Genomic DNA, 22761 nt, shown 5'->3' on the forward strand with positions numbered 1-22761 from the left:
CCTCAGTCCTGCGACGCGTCGACGACGCAGAACCGGTTGCCGTCGGGGTCCTCGAGGACGACGTAATCGAAGGGGTCGTCGGGGTAGGGCCAGTCCTCGACCCTGACCGCGCCGAGAGCGACGAGGCGCTCGACCTCGGCGGCCTGGTCGCGGGCGTAGAGGTCGAGGTGGACGTGCGGGACCGGGTCAGGTCTGGTCGTCCCGAGGTTGAGGGACAGGTTGGGCCCGCCGCCGTCGAGGGGCTGCAGGACGACCCAGTCGGGCTCGGGTTCGTAGCGGGGCTCGTAGCCCAGGGCGGCCGTCCAGAACGCCGTGGCCCGGGGGACGTCGGCTACGTTGACCACCACCGACCCCACCCGCAGCCTGCGACTCACCGCAGCCCCAGGTGGTAGGCGGCCTCGTGGGGACGCAGGCCGACCCGCTCGACCATGGGACGGGTGTGGGTGCCGGCGGCCATCCGGACCTCGTCGAGGTCCTCCGCACGTGCCCAGTCGACGGCCGCGCGCAGCAGGTGCTCGCCCACGCCGATCCCGCGGTGGGTGGGCCGGACGAAGAACGTGTCGACCACCAGCTGGCCGCCCCCGTCGCGGCGCCCCGGCCAGGGCAGGGCGGGGAGGAGGGACGCCTGCAGGTACCCGGCGTGCTGGTCGCCGACCTCGGCGATCCAGGTGGGGCGGCTGCGCAGCTGGGCGGACCACGACCGCGCGTAGCGGTCGAGGAAACCCGGCTCCGTCGACCCGCCCCGGTGCAGGGCGCACTGGAGCGTCAGGCCGGCGACGACCAGGGCGTCGTCAGCGCCTGCGGGACGGGTGCGCACGTCTGCCACGCCGGAAGTCAAGCACGCCGGGGTGCGGGGCGCGACGGCTTCGGACACAGCAACGCCCGTCCAGTCGATTCTGGACGGGCGCTCCTGTGCTTGGGGGGCTACAGCTGGATGCCGAGCCGGCGGGCGCTGCGGGCGCGCTGCCGGGAGGCGCGCAGCCGGCGGAGCCGCTTGATGAGCATGGGGTCGGCCTCGAGGGCCGCCGGGGAGTCGATCAGGGCGTTGAGCACCTGGTAGTAGCGCGTGGCGCTCATGTCGAACAGCTCGCGGATGGCCTGCTCCTTGGCCCCCGCGTACTTCCACCACTGCCGCTCGAAGGCGATGATCTCGCGGTCGCGCTCGCTCAGTGTGGCTGAGGCGCTGACGTGATCCTGCTCGTGTGCGGCGTTCACTCTCGACCCTTCGTGACGGTGCGTGCAGGGCCAACTATACGGACCGAATCACACGCTTGTCATTCCACTCCGGCCAATTGGCGGCAGCGTCCACGACGGGTTCGTCCCACCGGTCCCAGCAGCCTCAGGACGCCCGCGGCGCCACACCTGCGGGTGCACGCGAGCCCCCGGTCCTCGCCCCCAGGGCCACCCTGGCCGAGGGCACGAGCGGGAGCGCGACGAGGGCCAGCCCGACCGCGCCGTACAGCGGGTGGAACCACGAGACGGCCGGCAGGTACACCAGCTCGAGGGCGATCCAGGCCACCTGCCCGGCCCCCAGGACGACCGCGGCCAGCCACGACCAGTGCTCACCGGTCAGTCGCTCGACGGCGCCGAGCCACGCCCAGTGCGGGCGCCGCAGCATCCCCCAGGCGGTCACGAGCGACCCGACGCCGAACCCCAGGCTCAGCACGAGCCCCGGCACCACCCAGCTCGAGACCAGCGGTATGCCGTCGAGCCACTCCCGCGGCGGCCGCACCTGCTCGCCGCCGAGTCCCGTGGTCATGACGAAGCCGCCGGCTGCGGCGGTCAGGCCGAGGAAGACCAGCAGCCCGACCGTGACCCGCACCGCCAGGGGCTGCCGTCTCCTCGTGCGCACCGTGGTCGCCATGGCGCTCCTCCCGTCGGCTCCACCCTCCTGCGCCCGGGACGGACAGGGCAGGGCCCAAGGTCACGCAGGGCGACGGCCGACGGTCAGGCCATGGTGTCGAGGATGGCGACGATGTCGTCCTCGGAGGTGCGGGGGTTGACGATGGCGAACCGCGTCAGCGTCTCCCCCTCGTGCGACGTCGGCACGACGAACGCGAACTCCTCCGCGAGCAGCCGGTCGGACCACGCCTGGTAGTCGGCGGCGCTCCAGCCGAGCCGGCGGAACACCACCACCGACAGGTCGGGCTCGCGCACGACCTCGAGGTGGTCGCGCCGGGCGATCTCGGCCGCGGCGAACCGCGTGACCTCCAGGGTCCGCTCGACCGCCTCGGTGTAGGCGTCGGTGCCGTGGGTGGCGAGGCTGAACCAGAACGGCAGCCCACGGGCGCGCCGGGTCAGCCCGACGGAGTAGTCGGTGGGGTTCCAGTCCGGGGCGGCCGTGAGGACGTCGAGGTACGAGGCGTGCTGGGTGTGGGCGGCGCGGGCCAGCGCGGGCTCGCGGTAGAGCAGGGCACAGCAGTCGAACGGCGCGAAGAGCCACTTGTGCGGGTCGACGATGAAGGAGTCGGCGTGCTCGATCCCGTCGTACAGGTGACGCACGGAGGGGGCGGCGAGGCCGGCACCGCCGTACGCACCGTCGACGTGGAACCAGATCCCGAACTCGCGGCACACCTGGGAGACCGACGCGAGGTCGTCGACGATCCCGAAGTTCGTGGTCCCCGAGGTCGCAACCACGGCGAAGAAGGTCTCCGGGCCGTGGGCGAGGATCGCCTCCCGCAGGCGCTCGCCGGTCAGCCGCCCCTGCTCGTCCACCTCGACACCGACCATCTCGGCGTCCATGACGTCGCAGGCCGACTGGATCGAGGAGTGCGCGCCGTGCGTGGCGGCGACGCGCCAGGGGCGTCCACCGGGGCCCTGGCGGCCCTCGTGGGCGGCGTTCATCCGGGCAGTGTGGCGGGCCGCGACGAGCGCGGACAGGTTGCCGATGGTGCCGCCGGGGACGAAGACGCCGCCGGCCTCCGGCGGCATCCCGACGAGGTCGGCGATCCAGCGCAGCGCCTGGTTCTCGGCGTAGACGGCACCGGCGCCCTCCAGCCAGGAGCCGCCGTAGATCGACGACGCCCCCACGACGAGGTCGAACATCGCGGCGGCCTCCGTCGGCGCGCACGGGATGAAGGACAGGTACCGCGGGTGGTCGGTGGAGATGCACGCCGGGGCGAGGTCCTCCTCGAACAGCTTGAGCGCCGCGAGGCCGCCGATGCCCTGCGGCGTGATCGTGCGGCCCGCCGAGACGTCGAGCTCGGCCAGGGTCCGCGGGCCGTCGAGCGGGACCGGGTCGAGCTTCAGCCGGTCGGCGGAGTAGGCGAGGATCGCGTCGCCGAGGGTCTCGAGCTGCTGGTCGCTGTAGCCGTGCACGCCGCGAAGTCTAGGCCCGCGCCGCGGCGAACAGCTCAGCCCTCAGGGCGGCCACGTCGTCGACCGTGGCGACCGGTCCCGCGGCCTCCAGCGCTGCGCGCAGTCCCGCACCCCAGGTCACGGCCAGGGCACCCATACCGGCTGCCAGCGCCGCCTCCACGTCCACCGTCGCGTCACCCACGTAGACGCAGTCCTGCGGCGCGGCGCCGAGCTGCTGCGCGGCGTGCAGGAGCGGGGCGGGGTGCGGCTTGTGGTGGGGCGTGGCCTCCTGGCCCGCGAGCACGTCGATGCGGTCGGCCAGGCCGACGGCGCGCAGCCCGAGGTGCACGGTCTCCGCCTTCTTCGATGACACGACCCCGGTCCGCGCGCCGGCGGCGTGCAGGTCGTCGAGGAGGGCCGGCACCCCGTCGACCGTGCGGATGAGGTCGTCGTGGTTGGCGAGGTTCCAGGCCCGGTAGGCCTCGGTGAGCTCGGCGCCGCGGCCGGGGTAGCGCTCCTCGAGCACCGGTTGCAGCGGCCGGCCGATCCACGACCGCACCTCGTGCTCCGGCGCCTCCTCGCCCAGCACGGCCGTCAGCGTGTGCCGGTAGGAGGCGACGATGAGGGGGATGGTGTCGGCGAGGGTGCCGTCGAAGTCGAACAGCACCACGGGCCAGCGGAGGGAGGTCACCGCTCCAGCGTAGGGAAGCGCGGTGCCCGGACGCGTCCGGGGTGACCGGCCCCGTGGGGCCGTGGTGGGGCGGCAGGGATACGTTCTGGGTATGCCGCCTGCTGCCCTCGCCGAGCTCGTGCACCCCTCGTGGGCGGCCGCCCTCGAGCCCGTGTCCGGGACGGTCGCGGCGATGGGCGAGTTCCTGCGTGCCGAGACGGCCGCGGGCCGGGGCTACCTCCCCGCCGGTGGTCACGTGCTGAGGGCGTTCGAGCAGCCCCTGGACGCCGTGCGGGTCCTCATCGTCGGCCAGGACCCCTACCCCACCCCGGGCCACGCGGTGGGGCTGTCGTTCTCGGTGGCCCCGGACGTGCAGCCGGTCCCGCGCAGCCTCGCCAACATCTACACCGAGCTGCAGTCCGACCTGGGCGTGGAGCGGCCCACCACCGGCGACCTGTCGCCGTGGGCCGACCGTGGCGTGCTGCTGCTCAACCGGGTGCTCACGGTCCGCCCGGGAGCGCCGGCCAGCCACCGTGGCAAGGGCTGGGAGACCGTGACCGCCCAGGCCATCTCGGCGCTCGTCTCACGCGGGGGACCGCTCGTGGCCGTGCTCTGGGGCCGGGACGCCCGCAGCCTCGTGCCCCACCTCGGCGAGGTCCCGTGCGTCGAGAGCGCCCACCCCTCACCCCTGTCCGCCCACTCGGGGTTCTTCGGCTCCCGCCCGTTCAGCCGGGCCAACGAGCTGCTGACCCAGCAGGGCGCAGACCCGATCGACTGGAGCCTGCCGTGACCGAACTGCCCGAGAACGAGACGCACCTGCCCGTCAGCGGCGGCAAGGTGTGGCACCGCTACGTCGCGATCGGCGACTCCTTCACCGAGGGCATGTCCGACGCCGACCCCAGCCGGGACAACGCCTACGTGGGCTGGGCCGACCGCCTCGCAGGCCACCTCGCCACCATCGCCCACGACGCCGGTGGCGACTTCGCCTACGCCAACCTCGCCGTGCGGGGGCGGCTGCTGGCCGACGTCATCGGGCCCCAGCTCGACGCGGCCCTCGCCCTCGGCCCCGACCTGGTCTCGATGGTCGGCGGCGGCAACGACATCCTGCGACCCAAGGCAGACCTCGACGCCATCGCCGCCCGGCTCGAGGCCGCAGTGGTCCGCCTGCGGGACGCCGGCTCCGACGTCCTGCTGGCCACACCGACCGACCCCGCGGGCGCACCGCTGCTGCGCCACCTGCGCGGACGGCACGCGATCCACTCCGCCAACATCTTCAGCATCGCCCAGCAGCACGGCTGCTACGTGATCAACCAGTGGGGCATGGACGCCCTCAAGGACTTCCGGCTGTGGTCCGAGGACCGCATCCACATGACGAGCGAGGGCCACCGCCGCGTGGCGCTCAACGCCCTGTCGGCCCTCGGCCACGACACCGACCGCGCCGACTGGAGCACGCCGCTGCCGTCGCTGCCACCGGTCGGCCGCCGCGAGGCCACCGCGGCGAACGCCGCCTGGGCCAGGACCCACCTGGCCCCGTGGGTGCAGCGCCGCCTGCGCGGGGAGTCCTCCGGCGACACGGTCACGGCCAAGCGCCCGGAGCTCACGCCGGTCGAGCCGGCGTCGCGCGGTACCTGACCCACCCGCTCCCGCCGGCCCCCGCCCCTGACCTCGGCGATGCAGGTAGTAGGACGTCCTACTACTACCATCGGGGGCATGCCAGCAACCCGTCTGATGCCCTCCGAGGAGGGCCAGGACCTCATCGACCTCACCCGCGAGATCTGCGCCAAGGAGCTCGCACCGGTCGTCGACGAGGCGGAGCGCGCCGCAGCCACGACCCCGGCCCTGCCCGTCGAGGCCTTCCGCGTCCTGGGCCGTGCGGGCCTGCTCTCCCTCCCCTACCCGGAGGAGTACGGCGGCGCCGACCAGCCGTACGAGGTGTACCTCCAAGTCGTCGAGGAGATCGCCTCCGTCTGGATGAGCGTCGCGGTTGGCGTCTCGGTGCACGGGCTCACCTGCTACCCCGTGGCGACGTTCGGCACCGAGGCCCAGAAGGCAGCGCTGCTGCCGGACATGCTGTCCGGCGACCAGCTCGGGGCCTACTGCCTCTCCGAGCGCAGCGCCGGCTCCGACGTCGCGGCCATGACGACCCGGGCGACCGCCGACGACGCCGGGAGCCCCACGACGTACCGGCTCAAGGGCACCAAGGCCTGGATCTCCCACGCCGGGCACGCGGACTTCTACACGACCTTCGCGCGCACGAGCGACGACGGCGCCCGCGGGCTGTCCTGCTTCGTCGTCCCGGGCGACTCCTCGGGCCTGTCGTTCGGCACCCCTGAGCGCAAGATGGGCCTGCACTGCGACACGGTGGGCGAGGTCCACTTCGAAGGCGTGGAGGTGGCCGCCGACCGGCTCGTCGGGAAGCCGGGGCAGGGCATGTCCATCGCCCTGTCGGCGCTCGACTCCGGGCGCCTGGGCATCGCCGCCGCAGCGACCGGGCTCGCCCAGGCCGCGCTGGACCGCGCCGTCGACTACGCCAAGGACCGCCAGCAGTTCGGCCGCCCCATCGGCGACAACCAGGGCCTGGCCTTCCTGCTCGCCGACATGGAGGCCGCAGTGACCTCGGCCCGCGCGGCCTACCTGCACGCAGCCCGCCTGCGCGACGCGGGGCGGCCGTTCGGCAAGGAGGCCGCCGTCGCCAAGCTGGTCGCCACCGACAACGCCATGCGCGTCACCACCGACGCCGTCCAGGTGCTCGGCGGCGCCGGGTACACCCAGGACTTCCCGCTCGAGCGCTACATGCGCGAGGCGAAGGTGACCCAGATCTTCGAGGGCACCAACCAGATCCAGCGGCTCGTCATCAGCCGCCAGCTGCTCCGCGGCTGAGCCCGGACGACACCCACCCACCCTTCGAAAGGCCGAAACCCCTTGCAGATCAACGACTCCACCGTTGCCCTCGTCACCGGCGGCGCCTCCGGGCTCGGCGGCGCGACCGTCCGCCGGCTGCACGCCGAAGGTGCTGCCGTCGTCATCGTCGACCTGCCCGGCTCCCCCGGCCAGGCCCTGGCGGACGAGCTCGGCGACATGGTCGTCTTCGTCCCGGCCGACGTGCGCGACGAGGGCCAGGTGCAGGCGGCCATCGACGCCGCCCGCGAGCTCGGCACCCTGCGGGTCGTCGTCAACTGCGCCGGTGTCGGCACGCCCGGCCGGGTCGTCGGCAAGCGCGGCCCGCTGCCCCTGGACGACTTCGCGAACGTCGTCAGCATCAACCTCGTCGGCACGTTCAACGTGCTGCGCCTCTCGGCCGCCGCGATGCTCGACAACGAGCCCGTCGACGGCGACCGCGGCGTCGTCGTGATGACCGCCTCCATCGCCGCCTACGACGGCCAGATCGGGCAGGCCGCGTACGCCGCCAGCAAGGGTGGCGTCGTCGGCCTCACCCTGAGCGCGGCCCGCGACCTCGCCGACAAGGGCATCCGCGTCATGACGGTCGCTCCCGGCACGTTCGAGACGCCGATGCTCTCGGGCCTGCCCGGCGACGTGAAGGCCGTGCTGGAGAAGCAGGTCCCCCACCCGTCGCGCCTGGGCAGCCCCGAGGAGTACGCCAACCTCGTGGCCCACATCGTCGACAACGCGATGCTCAACGGTGAGGTCATCCGCCTCGACGGCGCCCTGCGGATGCCGCCGCGCTGACCCGACCACCGAGACCCGTTCCCGGCGCCACGCGTCCGGAACCCGCCTGCCCCGTTCGAGCGCCTGTTGCTCAGCGGGGCAGCGCGCGTTCCTCGGCGACGCTGTTGCCGCCGTCGACGACGAGCACCTGGCCGGTCGTGTAGGCCGCGCCGGGGCTGGCGAGGAAGGCGATCGCAGCAGCCACCTCGTCGGCCGTCCCGGAGCGGCCGACCGGTGTGGCCATCCCCTCCGTCGCCTCCCCAGCGGTCTGCGAACCGGTCGCCACCCACCCCGGGGCGACGGCGTTGACCACGACGCCGTGCCCTGCCTCGTCCACCGCCAGCGCGCGGGTGAGGCCGACCATCCCGGCCTTCGCAGCGGCATACGCGACCTCGCCTCGCATGCCCATCACGGCGCCGGTGACGCTGGTGACCATGACGACCCGTCCGGCTCCGCTGGCGCGCAGGTGGGGCAGCGCCGCGCGGGTGACGAGGAACGCGGTGTCGAGGTTGCGCTGCAACGACGCGGACCAGCGCTCGTGGGTCGTGGCGGACAGGTCGCCCTCGAGGTACCCGGGCTGCGTGGTCGAGACCATGCCGGCGTTGTTGACCAGGATGTCCAGGCGCCCGCCCCACTCGGCCGCGGCCTCGACCAGGTCCGCCACGACGTCCGGGTCGGTGAGGTCCCCGACGAGGCCCAGTGCCTCGATGCCCTGCTCCTCCAGCTCCCGCGCCCGCTCCCTCACCCTGCTCGTCGTCGCGGCGAGCACCACACCGGCGCCGAGCGCCCCGAGGTGGCGGGCGGTGGCGAACCCGATGCCGGTCGGGCTCCCGGCCCCCGTCACGAGGGCGGTGCGGCCGGAGAGGTCGAGGGACGGCGGCAGGGGCATCCCCGCAGTCTGGCGCCCCGCGGTGGGATCCGGGGCACGAATTGACCCGGCCAACTCATACTTGGCCGGGTCGTTCCCTGTCTAACAGCGACGACCGTGGGCACGGGCGACCGACACGCGACGACTGCGTGAACGGTGCCGTGCCCCACTGGGGCACGGCACCGGGGTGGCCGACTGCGGTGCGTCCGAGCAGCCTCAGACGGAGGCGGCGAAGGCGTCCTCGAGGATGTCCAGTCCCTCGGAGAGCAGGTCGTCGCCCGAGGACAGCGGCGGCAGGAACCGGAAGACGTTGCCGAAGGTGCCGCAGGTCAGGGTCACGAGGCCGGCGGCGTGGCAGGCCTTGTTGACCCGCCCGGTGAGGTCGGCGTCCGGCGTCTTCTTCTCCAGGTCGCTGACGAGCTCGACGGCGAGCATGGCGCCGCGACCGCGGATGTCACCGATGACGCCGTACTTCGCGGCGAGCGCCTCCAGCCGCGGGCGGAACAGGGCCTCGACCGCCTTGGCGCGACCGCGCAGGTCGTCGGCCTTCATGGTCTCGATGGAGGCGAGGGCCGCGGCACAGGCCACGGGGTTCCCGCCGTAGGTGCCGCCGAGGCCGCCGGTGTGGATCGAGTCCATCACGTCGGCCCGGCCGGTGAGGGCCGCGAGCGGCATGCCGCCGGCGATGCCCTTGGCGGTGGTCACCAGGTCGGGGACGACGCCCTCGTGCTCGGAGGCGAACCAGTCGCCGGTGCGGCAGAAGCCGGTCTGCACCTCGTCGGCGATGAACAGGATCCCGTGCTCGGTGCACCAGTCGGACACCTTCTTGACGAACCCCGGCGCGGGGACGATGAACCCTCCCTCGCCCTGGATCGGCTCGAGGATGACCGCCGCGGTGTTCTCCTCGCCGACCTGGGCGTGCACGTCGGCGACGAAGGTCTCGAACGCCTCGTCGGCACAGGCGTCGGGCCCGGTGGGCCAGCGGTAGGGGTAGGCCATCTGCACGCGGTAGATCTCGTTGGCGAACGGGCCGAAGCGGTGCTTGTAGGGCATGTTCTTGGCGGTCAGCGCCATCGTGAGGTTGGTGCGGCCGTGATAGGCGTGGTCGAAGGCGACGACCGCCTGTCGGCCGGTGTGGTGGCGCGCGACCTTCACGGCGTTCTCGACGGCCTCGGAGCCCGAGTTGAACAGCGCCGAGCGCTTCTCGTGGGTGCCGGGGGTGAGCTCGGCGAGCGCCTCGGCGACCTGGATGTACTCCTCGTACGGCGTGACCATGAAGCAGGTGTGCGTGAAGTCGTTGACCTGTGCGGTGACGGCGTCGATGACGCGCTGGTTGCCGTTGCCGACCGTCGTCACGGCGATGCCCGAGCCGAAGTCGATGAGCTGGTTGCCGTCGACGTCCCGCAGGATGCCGCCGGCCGCCTGCTCGACGTAGATCGGGAGGCCGGTGCCGACGCCGGCGGAGACCGCAGCGTTCTTGCGCTGCTGCAGGGCCTGCGACTTCGGGCCGGGGATGCTGGTGGCGAGGATGCGCTTCTGCTCGAGCATGGGGCGAGCATACGACCGCCCCCTCGGGCGCCGACAGGCCGCGGGTAGCCACGCGGCGCGGGGTGCCGACGCGGCGTACCCGCCCTAGGTTGGGCCCATGGCAGCCAAGGCGACCTCGCCCGCCGTCGAGGTGGAGGTCGGCGAGCGCGACGTGCGGATCTCCAACCCGGACCGCGTCTACTTCCCTGCCCGCGGCGAGACCAAGCTCGACCTCGTCAACTACTACCTGTCCGTGGGCGACGGCATCGTCAGCGCCCTGCGCGAGCGGCCGTGCATGCTGCACCGCTTCCCCGAGGGCGTGGCGGGCGAGAAGGTCCACCAGAAGCGCGTGCCCCACGGCGCTCCCCCGTGGCTGGAGACCGTGCGGGTGAAGTTCCCCCGCTACAACCGGACCGCCGACGAGCTGTGCGTCACCGAGCTGGCGCACGTGATCTGGGCGGTGCAGATGTCGACGGTCGAGTTCCACCCGTGGAACAGCCGGCGTGCCGACGTGGAGAAGCCCGACGAGTGGCGCATCGACCTCGACCCGGGACCGGAGTGCCCCTGGGACCGGGTGCAGCGCGTGGCCCACGTCGCCCACGAGGTGCTCGACGAGCTGGGGGCCGTCGGCTGGCCCAAGACCAGCGGAGGCTCGGGGTTGCACGTCTACGTGCGCATCGACCCGCAGTGGGGCTTCAAGGACGTACGGCGCGCCGCGCTCGCCTTCGCGCGCGAGGTGGAGCGCCGCGCGCCCGAGGACGTCACGACGACCTGGTGGCGCAAGGACCGCGACCCGGCTGCCTTGTTCGTCGACTACAACCAGAACGCCCGCGACCACACGATCGCGAGCGCCTACTCGGTGCGCGGCAACCCCGAGGGAACGGTCTCGACCCCGATCCGCTGGGACGAGGTCGACGACGTCAGCCCGGGCGACTTCACCATTGCCACGGTCCCGCCCCGGTACGCCGAGCTCGGCGACCTCCACGCCGGCATCGACGACGCGGTGTTCGAGATCGACCAGCTGGTGGAGTGGGCGGAGCGCGACGAGCGCGACGGCGCCCCGGACCCGCCGGACACCTCGGACGCGGGCTGAAACCCTCGCCACAGCCGCACCTGCGGACGTACTCTGGCTTCCATGCCGCAGCTACGGATCAAGGATGCCGCCACCTTCCTGGGGGTGAGCGACGACACCGTGCGCCGCTGGGTCGACAGCGGCGCCCTCGCGTCCGAGGCCGACGAGGCCGGGCGCAAGGTCGTCGACGGCTACCAGGTGGCCCTCCTGGCCCGCGACCAGGCGCACACCGCGGCCGACCCGTCGAACGTCGGCCGGTCGGCCCGCAACCGCTTCGTCGGCCTCGTCACCGACATCAGGACCGACACCGTGATGGCCCAGGTGGAGCTGCAGTGCGGGCCGTTCCGCGTCGTGTCGCTCATGAGCAGCGAGGCCGTCCGCGACCTCGGGCTCGAGCTCGGCTCGGTCGCCATCGCCGTCGTGAAGTCGACGACCGTCATCGTCGAGACGCCGCAGGGAGCGTCATGAACCGCCGGCCCCACGTCCTCCGCGTCCTGCCGGTGGCGACAGCCGTGGCCCTCGTGCTGGGCACCACCGCTTGCGGCGGCAGCGGCTCCGGCGACACGGCTGGTGGTTCCCGCTCCGGCGGGTCGTCCAGCTCGTCGAGCTCGTCGGGTGGGCCGTCCGGGGAGATCACGGTGTTTGCCGCGGCCTCCCTCAAGAAGACCTTCACCCGGATCGGCGCCGACTTCGAGAAGGCGCACCCCGGGACGAAGGTGACCTTCAGCTTCGCCGGCTCCTCCGACCTCGTCGCCCAGATCCAGCAGGGCGCCCCGGCGGACGTCTTCGCCTCTGCCGACACCAAGAACATGGACAGGGTGACAGCCGACTCGCTCACCGCAGCACCCCCGGTCGTCTTCGCTTCCAACACCCTCGAGATCGCCGTGCCGAAGGGCAACCCGGCCCACATCGCCTCGCTCGCCGACCTCGCCAAGCCCGGGGTCAAGGTCGTCCTCTGCGCCCCCGCCGTGCCGTGCGGCTCGGCCGCCGCGAAGGTGGAGCAGGCAGCCGGCATCGACATCGAGCCGGTCAGCGAGGAGCAGTCGGTGACCGACGTCCTCGGCAAGGTGACCGCCGGCGAGGCGGACGCGGGCCTCGTCTACGTCACCGACGTGAAGGGTGCGTCAGGCGGGGTGCAGGGCATCACGTTCGCCCAGTCGTCGGCAGCGGAGAACTCCTACCCGATCGCCGCGCTCAAGGCCTCGCGGAACCCTGCCCTCGCCGACGCCTTCGTCCGGGCCGTGACCGGTGACGCCGGACAGCAGGTGCTGGCCGCCGCCGGGTTCGCCAAGGCACCGTGAGCCGCACCCACCGACCGAGGCTGGGACTGCCCGGCTGGGTGTTCGTGCCTGCCGCGCTGGGGGCGCTGTTCGTCGTCCTCCCGCTGCTGGCGATGCTCACGCGGGTCGACTGGACGCAGTTCCCAGAGCTCGTGACCTCCGAGTCCTCCCGGGCGGCACTGCTTCTCAGCCTGCGGACCTCGGCGGCCAGCACGGTGCTCTGCGTGCTCTTCGGCGTGCCGATGGCGGTGGTCCTGGCGCGGACGGAGTTCCGGGGGCAGTCGGTGCTGCGCTCGCTCGTCCTTCTCCCGCTGGTGCTGCCGCCCGTGGTCGGTGGCATCGCGCTTCTCTACACGTTCGGGCGACGGGGCCTGCTGGGCCACACGCTCGACGTGCTCGGCCTGCAGGTCGCCTTCACCACCACGGCCGTCGTCCTGGCCCAGACGTTCGTCGCGCTGCCCTTCCTCGTCGTGAGCCTGGAGGGCGCGCTGCGTACGGGTGGCCAGCGCTACGAGGAGGTCGCGGCGACGCTCGGCGCACGCCCGACCACGGTCTTCCTGCGGGTCACGCTTCCCCTCGTCCTCCCCGGCCTCGCCTCGGGCGCTGTGCTGGCGTTCGCCCGGGCGCTGGGCGAGTTCGGGGCGACGATCACCTTCGCCGGCAGCCTCCAGGGCGTGACCCGCACCCTGCCGCTCGAGATCTACCTGCAGCGAGAGACCGACCCGCAGGCAGCGGTGGCCCTCTCGCTCGTCCTGGTCGTGGTGGCCACCCTCGTCATCACCGTCACGCGCCGGTCGAGGACCGCGCTGTGAGCCTCGACGCCGTACTGCGCGTGCAGGCCCGCGACCTCGACGTGCGGCTGCGCGTGGAGCCCGGACGCACGCTGGCCCTCCTCGGCGCCAACGGCGCCGGCAAGTCCACCGCGCTGGCGTGCATCGCCGGTCTCCTGCGCCCCGACTCCGGCGAGGTCCGCCTCGGCGACCGGCTGCTGTCCTCCTCCGACGGCTCCGGTACGTGGGTACCACCGCACGCGCGCGGCGTCGCCCTGCTCGCGCAGGAGGCGCGGCTCTTCCCGCACCTGTCGGTCGCCGACAACGTCGCCTTCGGCCCGCGCAGCGCCGGGATCCCGCGCCGCGAGGCGCGCGGGCGTGCCGACCACTGGCTGGCCGAGGTGGAGGCGACCGAGCTGGCGCGACGGCGACCGGCGGCCCTGTCCGGCGGGCAGGCCCAGCGGGTGGCTATCGCGCGGGCGCTGGCCACCGAGCCCGAGGTGCTGCTGCTCGACGAGCCGCTGTCCGCGCTCGACGTCGAGGCGGCGCCGGCGATCCGCCAGCTCCTGCGTCGGGTGTTGCGCGACCGGACCACGGTGGTGGTGACCCACGACGTCCTGGACGCGGTGCTGCTCGCCGACGACGTCGCGGTCCTGCAGGAGGGCAGGATCGTGGAGCGGGGGCCGACCGCGCAGGTGCTGTCCCGCCCCACGAGCGCCTTCGCCGCCCGGATCGCGGGGCTCAACCTCGTCCGCGGCACCGCCACGGCGTCCGGGGCGAGCACCGCGGTCACCTCCCCCGACGGGCTGCGGGTCGAGGGCCTCGCGGACGAGGCCGTCCCCGACGGCGACACGGCGGTCGCGGTCTTCAGCCCGAACGCCGTCGGCGTCTACCGCGAGGCCCCGCACGGCAGCCCCCGCACCACGGTCCGCGCCCAGGTGACCGACCTCGAGCCGCACGGGCACCAGGTGCGCGTGCACACTGCGCACGTTGCCGCCGACGTCACGCCCGCGGCTCTCGCCGAGCTGGGTATCGGGGTCGGCGACGCGGTCGTGCTGACGGTCAAGGCCAGCGAGGTGGCCGTCTACCCCGGCTGACGCGCGGCAAATGTCAGGGCCGAACGCTCAGGAACCGCCGGTCGGGGGCCCACCGGTCAGGGGGCGCGGCGGTGCAGCTCGTCGATGATGACCTGCTGGCGGGCCATCGCCGCGACGACGTCGGCCTCGGCCCGGGCCTCGTCGACCTGACCGTCCAGGTGGCCGCCCGTGCGGACGACGTCCTCGAGGTGGGCCAGCTCGGCGAGCAGCTGGCGGACCGTCGGTTCCGCCGAGAGCTCCTCGACCGGTTCACCGGCAAGGGGCACGGACTCCATCGGACGAACCGACTCCATGAAATCGGTCATCGGCGGGCCTCCTTGCTCGCACGGCGAAATGGGGGCTCCGACTGCTTGAAGCCCTTGGATCATCGCCCGATTTGTCCGGGCCGTCAATCGCGGGACGGCCGACAGGGCCCTGGACCGCCGTCGTACGAACGGCCGAGCCGAGGCCGGGTGGCAGTCAGCGCAGGCCACCGCGCCGCATACTCGTGCCCGTGGCACGCGAGGAGTTCGCGGAGGTCCTCGCCCGCGCGCAGGCCGGCGACGAGGAGGCCTTCTCGCGGCTCTGGCTGGACCTCAACCCGCGCCTGGTGCGCTACCTGAGGATGGAGCCCGCCCACAACGCCGAGGACCTCGCGGCCGAGACCTGGGTGAGCGTCGTCAAGGGCCTCAAGCGGTTCCGCGGCGACGAGACCGCCTGGCACGCGTGGGTGTTCACGACGGCGAGACGCCGCGCGCTCGACGACGCCCGCCGCCGCTCGCGCCGCCCGCAGACCACCGGGCCGGAACGGCTCGACCGCCTCGTCGCGGCTCCCGACCTCCCACCGGACCACGAACCCGACGGTGCCGAGGAGGCCCTGCACCTGCTGTCGGCCCTCCCACCCCTGCAGGCGCAGGTGGTCGCGCTGCGGGTCCTCGCCGACCTGCCGGTCGACACCGTGGCCGCGATGCTGGGTCGCAGCCCCGGGGCGGTACGCGTCGCCGCCCACCGCGGCCTGCGCACGCTCGCAGCCAGGCTGAGCCGGGAAGGTGTAACGCGCTGAGCCGCCACGGCGCTTCTCCCACGTGACCAGCAACGAGCCCATGCACCCCGATGCGCACGACGCCGACCTGCCGCACCTCACCGACAGCCAGGTGGAGTCGCTGCTGCGTGGCCACCGACCCGCCGGCGGGCCGCCCGGGGTCGACCGCACCGCCGACGTGCTGCACGCCCTCACCGGTCCCGCGACACCGTCCGAGCTCAACGGTCATCGCCAGGCCATGGCGGCCTACACCGACACCTTCGCGACAAGGGCTGCCGGTCAGCGCCCCCGCCGACTCGTCCTGCTGTCCTCCCTGCTGGGCGTCCGCGCCCTCGCCGGTGCGGCGGGATCCGCGCTCGCCCTCGGCGCGGTCGGTGCGGTGGTCCTCACCAGCACCACCCTCGGCCCCGCGCACACCCCCCAGGCACTCCCACTCGGTACGGTCACGACCACGACGTCGTCGGTGACGCACTCCTCGGACGACGCCGAGGACGAGGACGGGACCACGGACGCGTCGGGGACGGCGACGACGGGCGCCTCGGGGTCGGCGACCACGGCAGCCGGACCGGATGCGAGCGGCCCCGCGGCCTTCGGGCTGTGCAACGCGTGGTCGCACCACCAGGCGAAGGGACGCACCACCGCCCCGGGTCGGTCGGTGGCCTTCCGCAACCTCGCCGAGGCGGCAGGGGGCGAGGGCAGGATCGCGGCCTACTGCGCGAAGGTGCCCCACCCCGGCAACCCGACCGCCGGGGACGACAGCAGCGAGGCCGAGAAGGACAAGGCCGCCAAACCCTCGCACCCGTCGAAGTCCCCCAAGCCGGTCAAGCCGTCGAAGTCCCCGAAGCCATCGCACCCGTCGAAGGCCCCCAAGCCCATCGAGCCGTCCAAGCCGACCTCCTGAGCAGGGGCTGAGCGCGGCCGGACGGTCACGCCCTCACCGGCGACGGTCGGGCCGCCCTGCGTTGCTAGCCTCCTTGCACACCTCGGGAAAGGGCGGACGAGCTGGTGCGACGGTGGCAGGCCTGGACGCTGCACCGCCGCGTGCTCGTGGCCTCGGCTGCGGCGGTGACCTTCGTGATCGTCCTCGGCGTCGCGGCATACGTGACCGCCCTCGACCGGGTGCTGTTCAGCGCGGCGCAGGACGCGGCGCGGGTGCAGGCCGCCGAGGTGGCCTCGGTCATCCACGACGGCGAGCAGCCCGCGGCCACGGCCCTGCGCGACATCCCCAGCCAGGGTTCGCTGCTGCAGGTCCTCGACGCCGGCGGCCAGGTCGTCGCCTCGTCCGACCAGGCCCTGCGCCGCTCGGCCATCACCCACCTGCGACCGGCCCCCGGTGTCATCGACGTGGACCAGGTGGCGGGGGTACCCGGCGAGCTGGGCGAGCCGTACGCCATCGTCGTGGAGGGCGCGCGCGACCCGGGCGGCGCGCAGTACGTCGTGGTCGTCGGCACCCCGCTGGACGTCGAGGCGAAGACGGTGCGCACCGCGACGATCCTGCTGGCCCTCGGTGCCTCGGCCCTGCTCGCCCTGTTGCTGTTCCTCATCAGCCGGGCGGTGCAGCAGGCCCTGCGGCCGGTCGAGCGGATCCGCAGCGAGGTCGCGCGCATCACCCGCGTCCGAGGTCGGGGCCAGATCACCGTGCCGCCCACCGGTGACGAGATCGCCCGCCTCGCCGAGACCATGAACCTCATGCTGGCCAGGCTCGAGCAGTCCGACGCCACCACGCGGCGCTTCATCTCCGACGCCTCCCACGAGCTGCGCAGCCCGCTGGCCACGATCCGCGCAGCGATCGAGGTGTCGCCGTCCGGGACCACCCACCCCGACCCCACGCGCGACGAGGTGATCCACGGGGAGGCCCTGCGCATGCAGCGGCTCGTCGACGACCTGCTCACGCTCGCCAAGGCCGACGACGGGCTGCCCCTCAGCCTCGACGAGGTCGACGTCGACGACCTGCTCGAGGCCGAGGTGCGCCGCCTGCGCGCCACCGGCGACGTGCCCGTCGTGGCCACCATCGCGGCCTCCCGGGTGCTGGGCGACCGGGCGCAGCTCTCCCAGGCCCTGCGCAACCTCATCGACAACGCGGCGCGCCACACCGAGGGCGGCGTGCAACTCGCCGTGTCGTCCTCCGGTGACGACGTCGTGGTCACCGTCGACAACGACGGCCCGCCCATCCCCGAGGACCGGCGCGAGCAGGTCTTCGACCGGTTCGCGCGCCTCCAGGAGTCCCGGGAGCGCGACAGCGGGGGCAGCGGCCTGGGCCTGGCCATCGTGCGCACGATCGTCACCGCCCACGGCGGCACGGTCCGGGCGACGCAGACCCCGAGCGGTCAGTGCCGGTTCGAGATCACGCTCCCCGCGGCGGGTCCGCCTGTCGCCGCCTGAGCGTCATCCCGGGCAGGGACGTGCTCCCGGGCGAGTGGCCGAAAGTTCGCGGACCAGGTACGGGGCGTGGCCGTGCTTTCGGGCGAGTGGCCGAAAGTGCAGGGGCGTGCCTCAGGCCCGGGCGGTCCCGCCGGTGGCCGGGGCGCGGTCCTCGACCGGCTCACCACCCTCGACGGGCATGAGCCGGTAACCCATGCCGCGCACCGTCTCCAGCGAGGTCACCCCGAAGGCGACGTCGATCTTGCGGCGCAGGTAGCCGATGTAGACCTCGACGATGTTGTCGCTGCCCTCGAACGCCTGGTCCCAGACGTTGTCGAGGATCTCGGCCTTCGACAGCACGACCTCGGGGTGGCGCATCATGAACTGCAGCACCGAGAACTCCTTGGCAGTCAGGGAGATCCGGTGGCCGTTGCGGCGGACGATGCGCTTGTTGGGGTCGAGGTCCAGGCCGCCCACGGTCAGGACCACCGGGCGGACCGGTGCCCCGCGCCGTACCAGCGCCCGCAGCCGTGCGACGAGGACGGGGAAGCTGAACGGCTTGGTCAGGTAGTCGTCGGCGCCGAGGTCGAACGCGTCGGTCTGGTCGTACTCGCCGTCCTTGGCCGTGAGCATCATCGCCGGGGTCCAGATCTGCAGCTCGCGCAGGTTCTTCAGGACGTCGTAGCCGTGACGGCGCGGCAGCATGATGTCGAGGACGATCACGTCGTACGGGTTCTCGGTGGCCAGCCACTGGCCGGTCACCCCGTCGTGGGCGACGTCGACGACGAAGCCCTCGTTGGTGAGGCCCCTGCGGATCGTCTCCGCGAGGGCCTTCTCGTCCTCAACGAGCAGGACGCGCATCGTCGACCCCTTCCACTCGCTCGGCCACCGGCTGCAGCTCCGCTCCACGACCGCCGCCCAGCCTAGGCATCGCAGCCCCCGCGTGGGCGTTCTCGGCCCCGCGCTCGTGGCCACGGTGGCGCAGCAGCCCCAGTGCCGCGAACGCGACCGCAAGGACCAGCACTCCGAGGACCCACCCGGCGAGCACGTCGGTGAACCAGTGGTAGCCGAGGTAGATGCGGCTGGCCCCGACCGCGACGGACGCCGCGGCCCAGCCCACGAAGGCGATGGTGCGAGCGCCCCGACGCCCCGCGAGCCGGTCGGCGACGAGGAACGCCACGAGCCCGAAGAAGACCGTGGAGAACAGCGTGTGCCCCGAGGGGAACGAGTACCCGGTGTCGACCGGCCCGAGCACCACCGCTGCCGGCGGCCGTCCCCTCGCGACCAGGTGCTTGACGCCGAGGGTCACGGCGGCGGAGACGGCCATGGTGGCGCCGAAGTGCAGGGCGCGCAGCCGGTCCCGGCGCCGTACGGCCACCCACAGCACCACCGCAGCGGTGAGGATGCCGACGGCCACCTCGCTGCCCACCATCGTCACGACCTCGGCGAGGACCGTGAGGACGGGCGTGCGGACGCGGACGGCGTCTGCCGTCACCGTCGGGTCGTACGAGCTGAGGTCTCCGCGCTCCCCCACACCGTCGACGAGGCCGGCCACGGTGACGGCAGCCGCGGCGGCCACCGCAGCGGCGGCGAGGCCGCGAGCCCGACCGGTCAGGGTGGAGGGCAGGCCGGGCGTACGGCGTGTGGCCGGTCCCGCCGGGCCGCTGGGGACGGTGCTCATGGGCACTCCTGTCGAGGTTGCTGACCTCCACTGTCGCCACGCTCCCTGAGCGCATCCTGAGTATGGTGGCGAGGGGGGCGGGGGACGCCCCGCCCGAGCCACGGGAGGGGCCACCGGGGGACATCCTCTCGGCTCGTCCTCAGCAACCGCTCAGCGAGGAACGGCCATCGTGGGACACCACGTGCCCACGAGGGACGGGACGGCCCGGAGGGACTGGAGGCGCAGGTGGCGCGACGAGGCACACGCCTCCGCACGACGGGGAAGGCGCTGGCAGCACTCACCCTGGGTGCCGCCGTGCTCTGGTGGCTGCTGCCCCGGACCTCAGGCGTCTCCTGGTCCGAGGTGGCCCACCTCATCGGGGGCATCGCCCCCCACCGCCTGGCCGGGCTCGCGGCCCTGTGGGCCTGCGGGCTCCTCGTGCACTCCTTCGTGCTCACCGGCGCGCTGCCGGGCCTCAGCCGGCGCCGTGCCCTCACCCTGAGCCTGACCGGCAGCGCGGTCTCGAACGTCGCCCCGATGGGAGGTGCGCTCGGCGTCGCCCTCAACTGCAGCATGGCGCGGACCTGGCGCTTCCGGGACCGGTCGTTCGCCGCGTACCTCGTCGTGACCAACGTCTGGGACGTGCTCGCCAAGCTGGCCCTGCCACTGGTCGCCCTCGTCGGCCTGCTCACCGCCGGCGGCCTGCCCACCCGCGGGCTCCGGACGGGCGCGATCGGCGCCTCGGCGCTGCTCCTCGTCCTCGTGGCCGTGGGTGTGACCGTCCTGCGCAGCGACCGGATGGCCGCCGCGGTGGCGGGCTTCGTCGCCGTACTGGTGCGCCGGGTGCTGCCGCGGGCAGGAGCCGAGCGGGGCAACCGTCTCGCGGAGGCCCTGCTCCAGACCCGCCAGCGCATCAGGGCCGTCGTGGCCAGGACCTGGCCGCAGCTCACTCTCGGCATGGCCGGCTACCTCACCTCCCTGGCGGCGCTGATGTGGGCGTGCCTGCACGCCGCCGGCGCGCCGGTGCCGGTGTACGCCGTGCTGGCCGGGCTGGCCGTCGAGCGCCTCCTCAGCCTGTCCCCGATCACCCCCGGTGGGACCGGGCTGGCCGAGGCGGGCACCGCGGGGACCCTGGTGGCCCTCGGCGCCAGCCCGCTACCGGTGGTGGCGGGTGTCCTGCTGTACCGCGCGTTCACCTTCGTGCTCGAGATCCCCGTGGGCGGGCTGTGGCTCGGTCTCTGGCTGCTGCTGCGCGCCCGTACCGCGCGGACCGCCGGCGCGCCCCCCGGGCCGGCGGTCCGGCTGCCCGCGTGAGGATCCTGCACGCCACCGACACGTTCGGCCCGACGCTCGGTGGCATCGAGGTGATGGTGCACCAGCTGGCGACCGCCCAGGCGCGGGCCGGCCACGACGTCACGGTGCTCACCCGCACCCCCGGCCCGGACACCGAGGCATCGCCCGGGGTCGCGGGGGTCTGCCGCCGACCCGAGCAGCTGGGCGCCCTGCTGCGCCGGGCCGACGTCGTGCACGGACACGTCTCCGCCTGGTCGCCGCTCGCCCTGCGCGCGGTGGGCACCGGAGCCCGCGAGGACGTGCCCGCCGTCGCCACCGTGCACTCGATGTGGGGCGTGGCGTGGCCGGCGTTCCGTGCCGGAGCCGTGCTCGGCGGGTGGACGGGACTCCCTGTCCAGTGGGCCGCGGTGAGCGACGCCGCCGCCCGGCCCGTGCGACTGGCGCTGCGCGAGCGCGAGGTGCTCGTGGTCCCCAACGCCGTCGACACCGCGTTCTGGGCCCCCCGTGGACCGGCCGGCCCGAGGTCGGAGGTGACGGTCGTGGCCGTGGGGCGGATGCACCGACGCAAGCGCCCCCTGCGGCTCATCTCGGTGCTGGAGCGCACCCGCGCACTCGTGCCCGACGGGACGCGCATCCGCGCCGTGGTGGTGGGCGACGGTCCCCAGCGCGAGGCGTTCCGCCGCGAGGTCGCCGCGCGCGGCATGCAGTCCTGGGTGCAGTCGCCGGGCGACCTGTCGCACCAGCAGATCCGGGCGCTGTACGACGTCGCCGACGTCTTCGTGGCGCCCGCGACCCTCGAGTCCTTCGGCATCGCCGCGCTCGAGGCCCGGACCGCGGGACTCGTGGTCCTCGCACGGGAGCACACGGGAGTCGGCACGTTCGTCACCCACGGGGTCGACGGGCTCCTGTCCCGCAGCGACGCGCAGATGGCCGAGCAGCTCGCCCGGCTGTGCACGGACAGCACCCTGCGCGGCCGCATGACCGCCCACAACCGCAGCACCGTGCCGGCGCTGGACTGGGACAACGTGCTGCACCGCAACGAGCACGCGTACGCCGCCGCGGGCGCGGTCGAGCACGCCTGCCTCTGCGTCGCCTAGCCGACCGCGGGGTCAGGACTCGGGGTCAGAACTCCGGGTCGGTGCCGAGCGACTGTTCGTAGAGCAGCTCGGCCAGGACGCGTGCCCGCCGGGCATCGAGGTGGAACTCCTGCTGGAGCCCACCTGCGGTGGTCACCGTGAGGACGACCTGCGGGTTCGCCTGGCCGAGGTGCCTGCCCACCTCGAGTCCCTCGACCGGCACCACCCGGCGCAGGGCGGTGACCGGGTCACGCCGGGTCGTGGGAGCGTCCGCGGTCGCGTCCTCGTAGTCCTCGAACAGCTCGCGCAGTGCCGCGCGCGTGACCGGGTCGGAGAAGTCCACGAGGGGCCACAGGCCCTCGGTGAGCTCCACGGCGAGGCGGTCCTTGGCGGAGGCGTCCCGCGGGGCCACGTCCGGGAACGAGCGCAGGGCGAGCCAGTCGTCCCACGTGCTGGTGGCTGCCACGAGCGGCGGCCGGCCGTCGAGCGAGCTCATCAGTGTCCCGTCGGTCTCTGGGCTGGTGCTGCGGTCAGGCTAGGTCGAGGCACCTGAGACGGCGCTGTGGACCTGCGGACATGGCAGGACCCCGTCCGGTGGGACGGGGTCCGTTGCGGTGCGAGAGCCCGGCTTCGCGTGTCGGGCGACCTCGCGGGCGTCCGGGGCGGACGGGTCAGACGGCGACTCCGCGCTGCATGGCCAGGCGCTCCTCGGGCGTCGTCCCGCCCCACACGCCGTACGGCTCACGCACCGACATCGCGTGCTCGAAGCACTGCTGGATCACCGGGCACGTCGCGCAGAGGGCCTTGGCACGCTGTTCGCGGCTCAGCCGGCGGTTTCCGCGCTCGGCCTCGTGGGGGAAGAACTCGTCGGGGTCGGTGGTGCGGCACGCCCCGTCCGTCTGCCACTCGTAGGAGCTCAGCAGTGGGCGGGGAAGTCTCTTGATGCTGCTCATGGGGGATCTCTTTCCTCGTGACGCGAACCGAAGTGATTCACAACCTATGCAGAACCTCTTCAAAGTGCAACATTCCTGAACAACTTCTATAGTCGGAAATGCCCGGGCAGGGGTCGTCAGTGGTGCCTTACCCGCTGACGAGCCAACGGG

General features: G+C 73.4%; 27 protein-coding genes. 14 read left to right on the top strand and 13 right to left on the bottom strand.

Annotation, left to right across the window (positions count from 1 at the left end):
* Positions 1 to 2: 2 nt before the first annotated feature.
* From ABEA42_RS14375 to ABEA42_RS14400, 6 genes are all read right to left on the bottom strand, one after another.
* On the bottom strand, positions 3 to 347 hold the full coding sequence (locus ABEA42_RS14375; protein WP_345504374.1) for a VOC family protein: 345 nt from the start codon (positions 345 to 347) through the stop codon (positions 3 to 5).
* A gap of 23 nt (positions 348 to 370) precedes the next feature.
* Complete coding sequence (locus tag ABEA42_RS14380; protein ID WP_345504376.1) at positions 371 to 826, bottom strand: GNAT family N-acetyltransferase; 456 nt, start codon at positions 824 to 826, stop codon at positions 371 to 373.
* A 98-nt stretch (positions 827 to 924) separates the two neighbouring features.
* Entirely contained in the window at positions 925 to 1215 is a 291-nt protein-coding gene (locus tag ABEA42_RS14385) for a DUF3263 domain-containing protein (RefSeq protein WP_345504378.1), read from the bottom strand.
* Positions 1216 to 1339: 124 nt separating this feature from the next.
* Positions 1340 to 1864 carry a hypothetical protein gene (locus ABEA42_RS14390; RefSeq protein ID WP_345504380.1) on the bottom strand — a complete coding sequence of 175 codons (525 nt, stop codon included), beginning with the start codon at positions 1862 to 1864 and terminating at the stop codon, positions 1340 to 1342.
* An 83-nt stretch (positions 1865 to 1947) separates the two neighbouring features.
* Positions 1948 to 3318, bottom strand: coding sequence for a pyridoxal phosphate-dependent decarboxylase family protein (locus ABEA42_RS14395; RefSeq protein WP_345504382.1), 1371 nt, complete (start codon positions 3316 to 3318; stop codon positions 1948 to 1950).
* Positions 3319 to 3328: 10 nt separating this feature from the next.
* On the bottom strand, positions 3329 to 3988 hold the full coding sequence (locus tag ABEA42_RS14400; RefSeq protein WP_345504384.1) for an HAD-IA family hydrolase: 660 nt from the start codon (positions 3986 to 3988) through the stop codon (positions 3329 to 3331).
* A 91-nt stretch (positions 3989 to 4079) separates the two neighbouring features.
* On the opposite strand from ABEA42_RS14400, the gene ABEA42_RS14405 reads away from it, so the two are divergent.
* The 4 genes from ABEA42_RS14405 (at position 4080) to ABEA42_RS14420 (ending at position 7654) form a co-directional block, all read left to right on the top strand.
* The gene (locus ABEA42_RS14405) at positions 4080 to 4757 is read left to right on the top strand and encodes a uracil-DNA glycosylase (RefSeq protein WP_345504386.1); all 678 of its coding nucleotides are present in this window, start codon (positions 4080 to 4082) and stop codon (positions 4755 to 4757) included.
* Entirely contained in the window at positions 4754 to 5599 is an 846-nt protein-coding gene (locus ABEA42_RS14410) for an SGNH/GDSL hydrolase family protein (protein ID WP_425572079.1), read from the top strand. Before ABEA42_RS14405 ends, ABEA42_RS14410 begins: the two co-directional genes overlap by 4 nt.
* 78 nt (positions 5600 to 5677) lie before the next feature.
* Positions 5678 to 6847 (top strand): acyl-CoA dehydrogenase family protein, encoded by a 1170-nt coding sequence (locus ABEA42_RS14415; RefSeq protein ID WP_345504388.1) that lies wholly within the window; start codon positions 5678 to 5680, stop codon positions 6845 to 6847.
* 42 nt (positions 6848 to 6889) lie between these two features.
* The gene (locus tag ABEA42_RS14420; RefSeq protein ID WP_345504390.1) at positions 6890 to 7654 is read left to right on the top strand and encodes an SDR family NAD(P)-dependent oxidoreductase; all 765 of its coding nucleotides are present in this window, start codon (positions 6890 to 6892) and stop codon (positions 7652 to 7654) included.
* A gap of 70 nt (positions 7655 to 7724) precedes the next feature.
* On the opposite strand, the gene ABEA42_RS14425 is transcribed toward ABEA42_RS14420, so the two are convergent.
* Together ABEA42_RS14425 and gabT are read right to left on the bottom strand one after the other, a co-directional pair.
* The gene (locus ABEA42_RS14425) at positions 7725 to 8522 is read right to left on the bottom strand and encodes an SDR family NAD(P)-dependent oxidoreductase (protein ID WP_345504392.1); all 798 of its coding nucleotides are present in this window, start codon (positions 8520 to 8522) and stop codon (positions 7725 to 7727) included.
* Between the two features lie 195 nt (positions 8523 to 8717).
* Positions 8718 to 10049, bottom strand: a complete 1332-nt coding sequence (gene gabT, locus ABEA42_RS14430; RefSeq protein ID WP_345504394.1) for a 4-aminobutyrate--2-oxoglutarate transaminase — start codon at positions 10047 to 10049, stop codon at positions 8718 to 8720.
* Positions 10050 to 10146: 97 nt separating this feature from the next.
* Here gabT and ligD point away from each other — a divergent pair, with 97 nt between their 5' ends.
* From ligD to ABEA42_RS14455, 5 genes are read left to right on the top strand one after another with little or no spacing between them, the layout of a single operon-like run.
* On the top strand, positions 10147 to 11121 hold the full coding sequence (ligD, locus tag ABEA42_RS14435) for a non-homologous end-joining DNA ligase (RefSeq protein ID WP_345504397.1): 975 nt from the start codon (positions 10147 to 10149) through the stop codon (positions 11119 to 11121).
* A gap of 42 nt (positions 11122 to 11163) precedes the next feature.
* Complete coding sequence (locus ABEA42_RS14440) at positions 11164 to 11568, top strand: TOBE domain-containing protein (RefSeq protein ID WP_345504399.1); 405 nt, start codon at positions 11164 to 11166, stop codon at positions 11566 to 11568.
* Positions 11565 to 12401, top strand: a complete 837-nt coding sequence (gene modA / locus ABEA42_RS14445) for a molybdate ABC transporter substrate-binding protein (RefSeq protein ID WP_345504401.1) — start codon at positions 11565 to 11567, stop codon at positions 12399 to 12401. The genes ABEA42_RS14440 and modA overlap by 4 nt, the downstream gene beginning before the upstream one ends.
* Positions 12398 to 13192: an ABC transporter permease gene (locus ABEA42_RS14450; RefSeq protein ID WP_345504403.1), complete on the top strand. Its 795-nt coding sequence runs from the start codon at positions 12398 to 12400 to the stop codon at positions 13190 to 13192. Before modA ends, ABEA42_RS14450 begins: the two co-directional genes overlap by 4 nt.
* A complete protein-coding gene (locus tag ABEA42_RS14455) occupies positions 13189 to 14247 on the top strand; it encodes a sulfate/molybdate ABC transporter ATP-binding protein (protein WP_345504405.1) in 1059 nt (352 codons plus the stop codon). The genes ABEA42_RS14450 and ABEA42_RS14455 overlap by 4 nt, the downstream gene beginning before the upstream one ends.
* Before the next feature lie 56 nt (positions 14248 to 14303).
* Here ABEA42_RS14455 and ABEA42_RS14460 read toward each other — a convergent pair whose 3' ends face one another.
* Positions 14304 to 14552 carry a hypothetical protein gene (locus ABEA42_RS14460; protein ID WP_345504407.1) on the bottom strand — a complete coding sequence of 83 codons (249 nt, stop codon included), beginning with the start codon at positions 14550 to 14552 and terminating at the stop codon, positions 14304 to 14306.
* Between the two features lie 188 nt (positions 14553 to 14740).
* Between ABEA42_RS14460 and ABEA42_RS14465 the strand changes: the two genes are divergently transcribed.
* The 3 genes from ABEA42_RS14465 to ABEA42_RS14475 all read left to right on the top strand — a co-directional run bounded on the left by ABEA42_RS14465 (position 14741) and on the right by ABEA42_RS14475 (position 17650).
* Positions 14741 to 15289 carry an RNA polymerase sigma factor gene (locus tag ABEA42_RS14465; RefSeq protein ID WP_345504408.1) on the top strand — a complete coding sequence of 183 codons (549 nt, stop codon included), beginning with the start codon at positions 14741 to 14743 and terminating at the stop codon, positions 15287 to 15289.
* A gap of 22 nt (positions 15290 to 15311) precedes the next feature.
* Positions 15312 to 16169, top strand: a complete 858-nt coding sequence (locus tag ABEA42_RS14470) for a hypothetical protein (protein ID WP_345504409.1) — start codon at positions 15312 to 15314, stop codon at positions 16167 to 16169.
* Between the two features lie 104 nt (positions 16170 to 16273).
* On the top strand, positions 16274 to 17650 hold the full coding sequence (locus ABEA42_RS14475; protein ID WP_345504410.1) for a sensor histidine kinase: 1377 nt from the start codon (positions 16274 to 16276) through the stop codon (positions 17648 to 17650).
* Positions 17651 to 17761: 111 nt separating this feature from the next.
* Here ABEA42_RS14475 and ABEA42_RS14480 read toward each other — a convergent pair whose 3' ends face one another.
* Both ABEA42_RS14480 and ABEA42_RS14485 read right to left on the bottom strand, forming a co-directional pair.
* Complete coding sequence (locus ABEA42_RS14480; protein ID WP_345504412.1) at positions 17762 to 18490, bottom strand: response regulator transcription factor; 729 nt, start codon at positions 18488 to 18490, stop codon at positions 17762 to 17764.
* Entirely contained in the window at positions 18471 to 19310 is an 840-nt protein-coding gene (locus ABEA42_RS14485; protein WP_345504414.1) for a phosphatase PAP2 family protein, read from the bottom strand. The genes ABEA42_RS14480 and ABEA42_RS14485 overlap by 20 nt, the downstream gene beginning before the upstream one ends.
* Positions 19311 to 19535: 225 nt before the next feature.
* On the opposite strand from ABEA42_RS14485, the gene ABEA42_RS14490 reads away from it, so the two are divergent.
* Positions 19536 to 20603, top strand: coding sequence for a lysylphosphatidylglycerol synthase transmembrane domain-containing protein (locus ABEA42_RS14490; protein ID WP_345504415.1), 1068 nt, complete (start codon positions 19536 to 19538; stop codon positions 20601 to 20603).
* On the top strand, positions 20600 to 21679 hold the full coding sequence (locus tag ABEA42_RS14495; protein WP_345504416.1) for a glycosyltransferase family 4 protein: 1080 nt from the start codon (positions 20600 to 20602) through the stop codon (positions 21677 to 21679). The genes ABEA42_RS14490 and ABEA42_RS14495 overlap by 4 nt, the downstream gene beginning before the upstream one ends.
* A gap of 25 nt (positions 21680 to 21704) precedes the next feature.
* On the opposite strand, the gene ABEA42_RS14500 is transcribed toward ABEA42_RS14495, so the two are convergent.
* Positions 21705 to 22154, bottom strand: a complete 450-nt coding sequence (locus ABEA42_RS14500; RefSeq protein WP_345504418.1) for a hypothetical protein — start codon at positions 22152 to 22154, stop codon at positions 21705 to 21707.
* Positions 22155 to 22329: 175 nt separating this feature from the next.
* A complete protein-coding gene (locus tag ABEA42_RS14505; protein ID WP_345504420.1) occupies positions 22330 to 22611 on the bottom strand; it encodes a WhiB family transcriptional regulator in 282 nt (93 codons plus the stop codon).
* Positions 22612 to 22761: the final 150 nt, after the last annotated feature.

Source organism: Pedococcus ginsenosidimutans, from assembly GCF_039544395.1.
GTDB lineage: Bacteria > Actinomycetota > Actinomycetes > Actinomycetales > Dermatophilaceae > Pedococcus > Pedococcus ginsenosidimutans.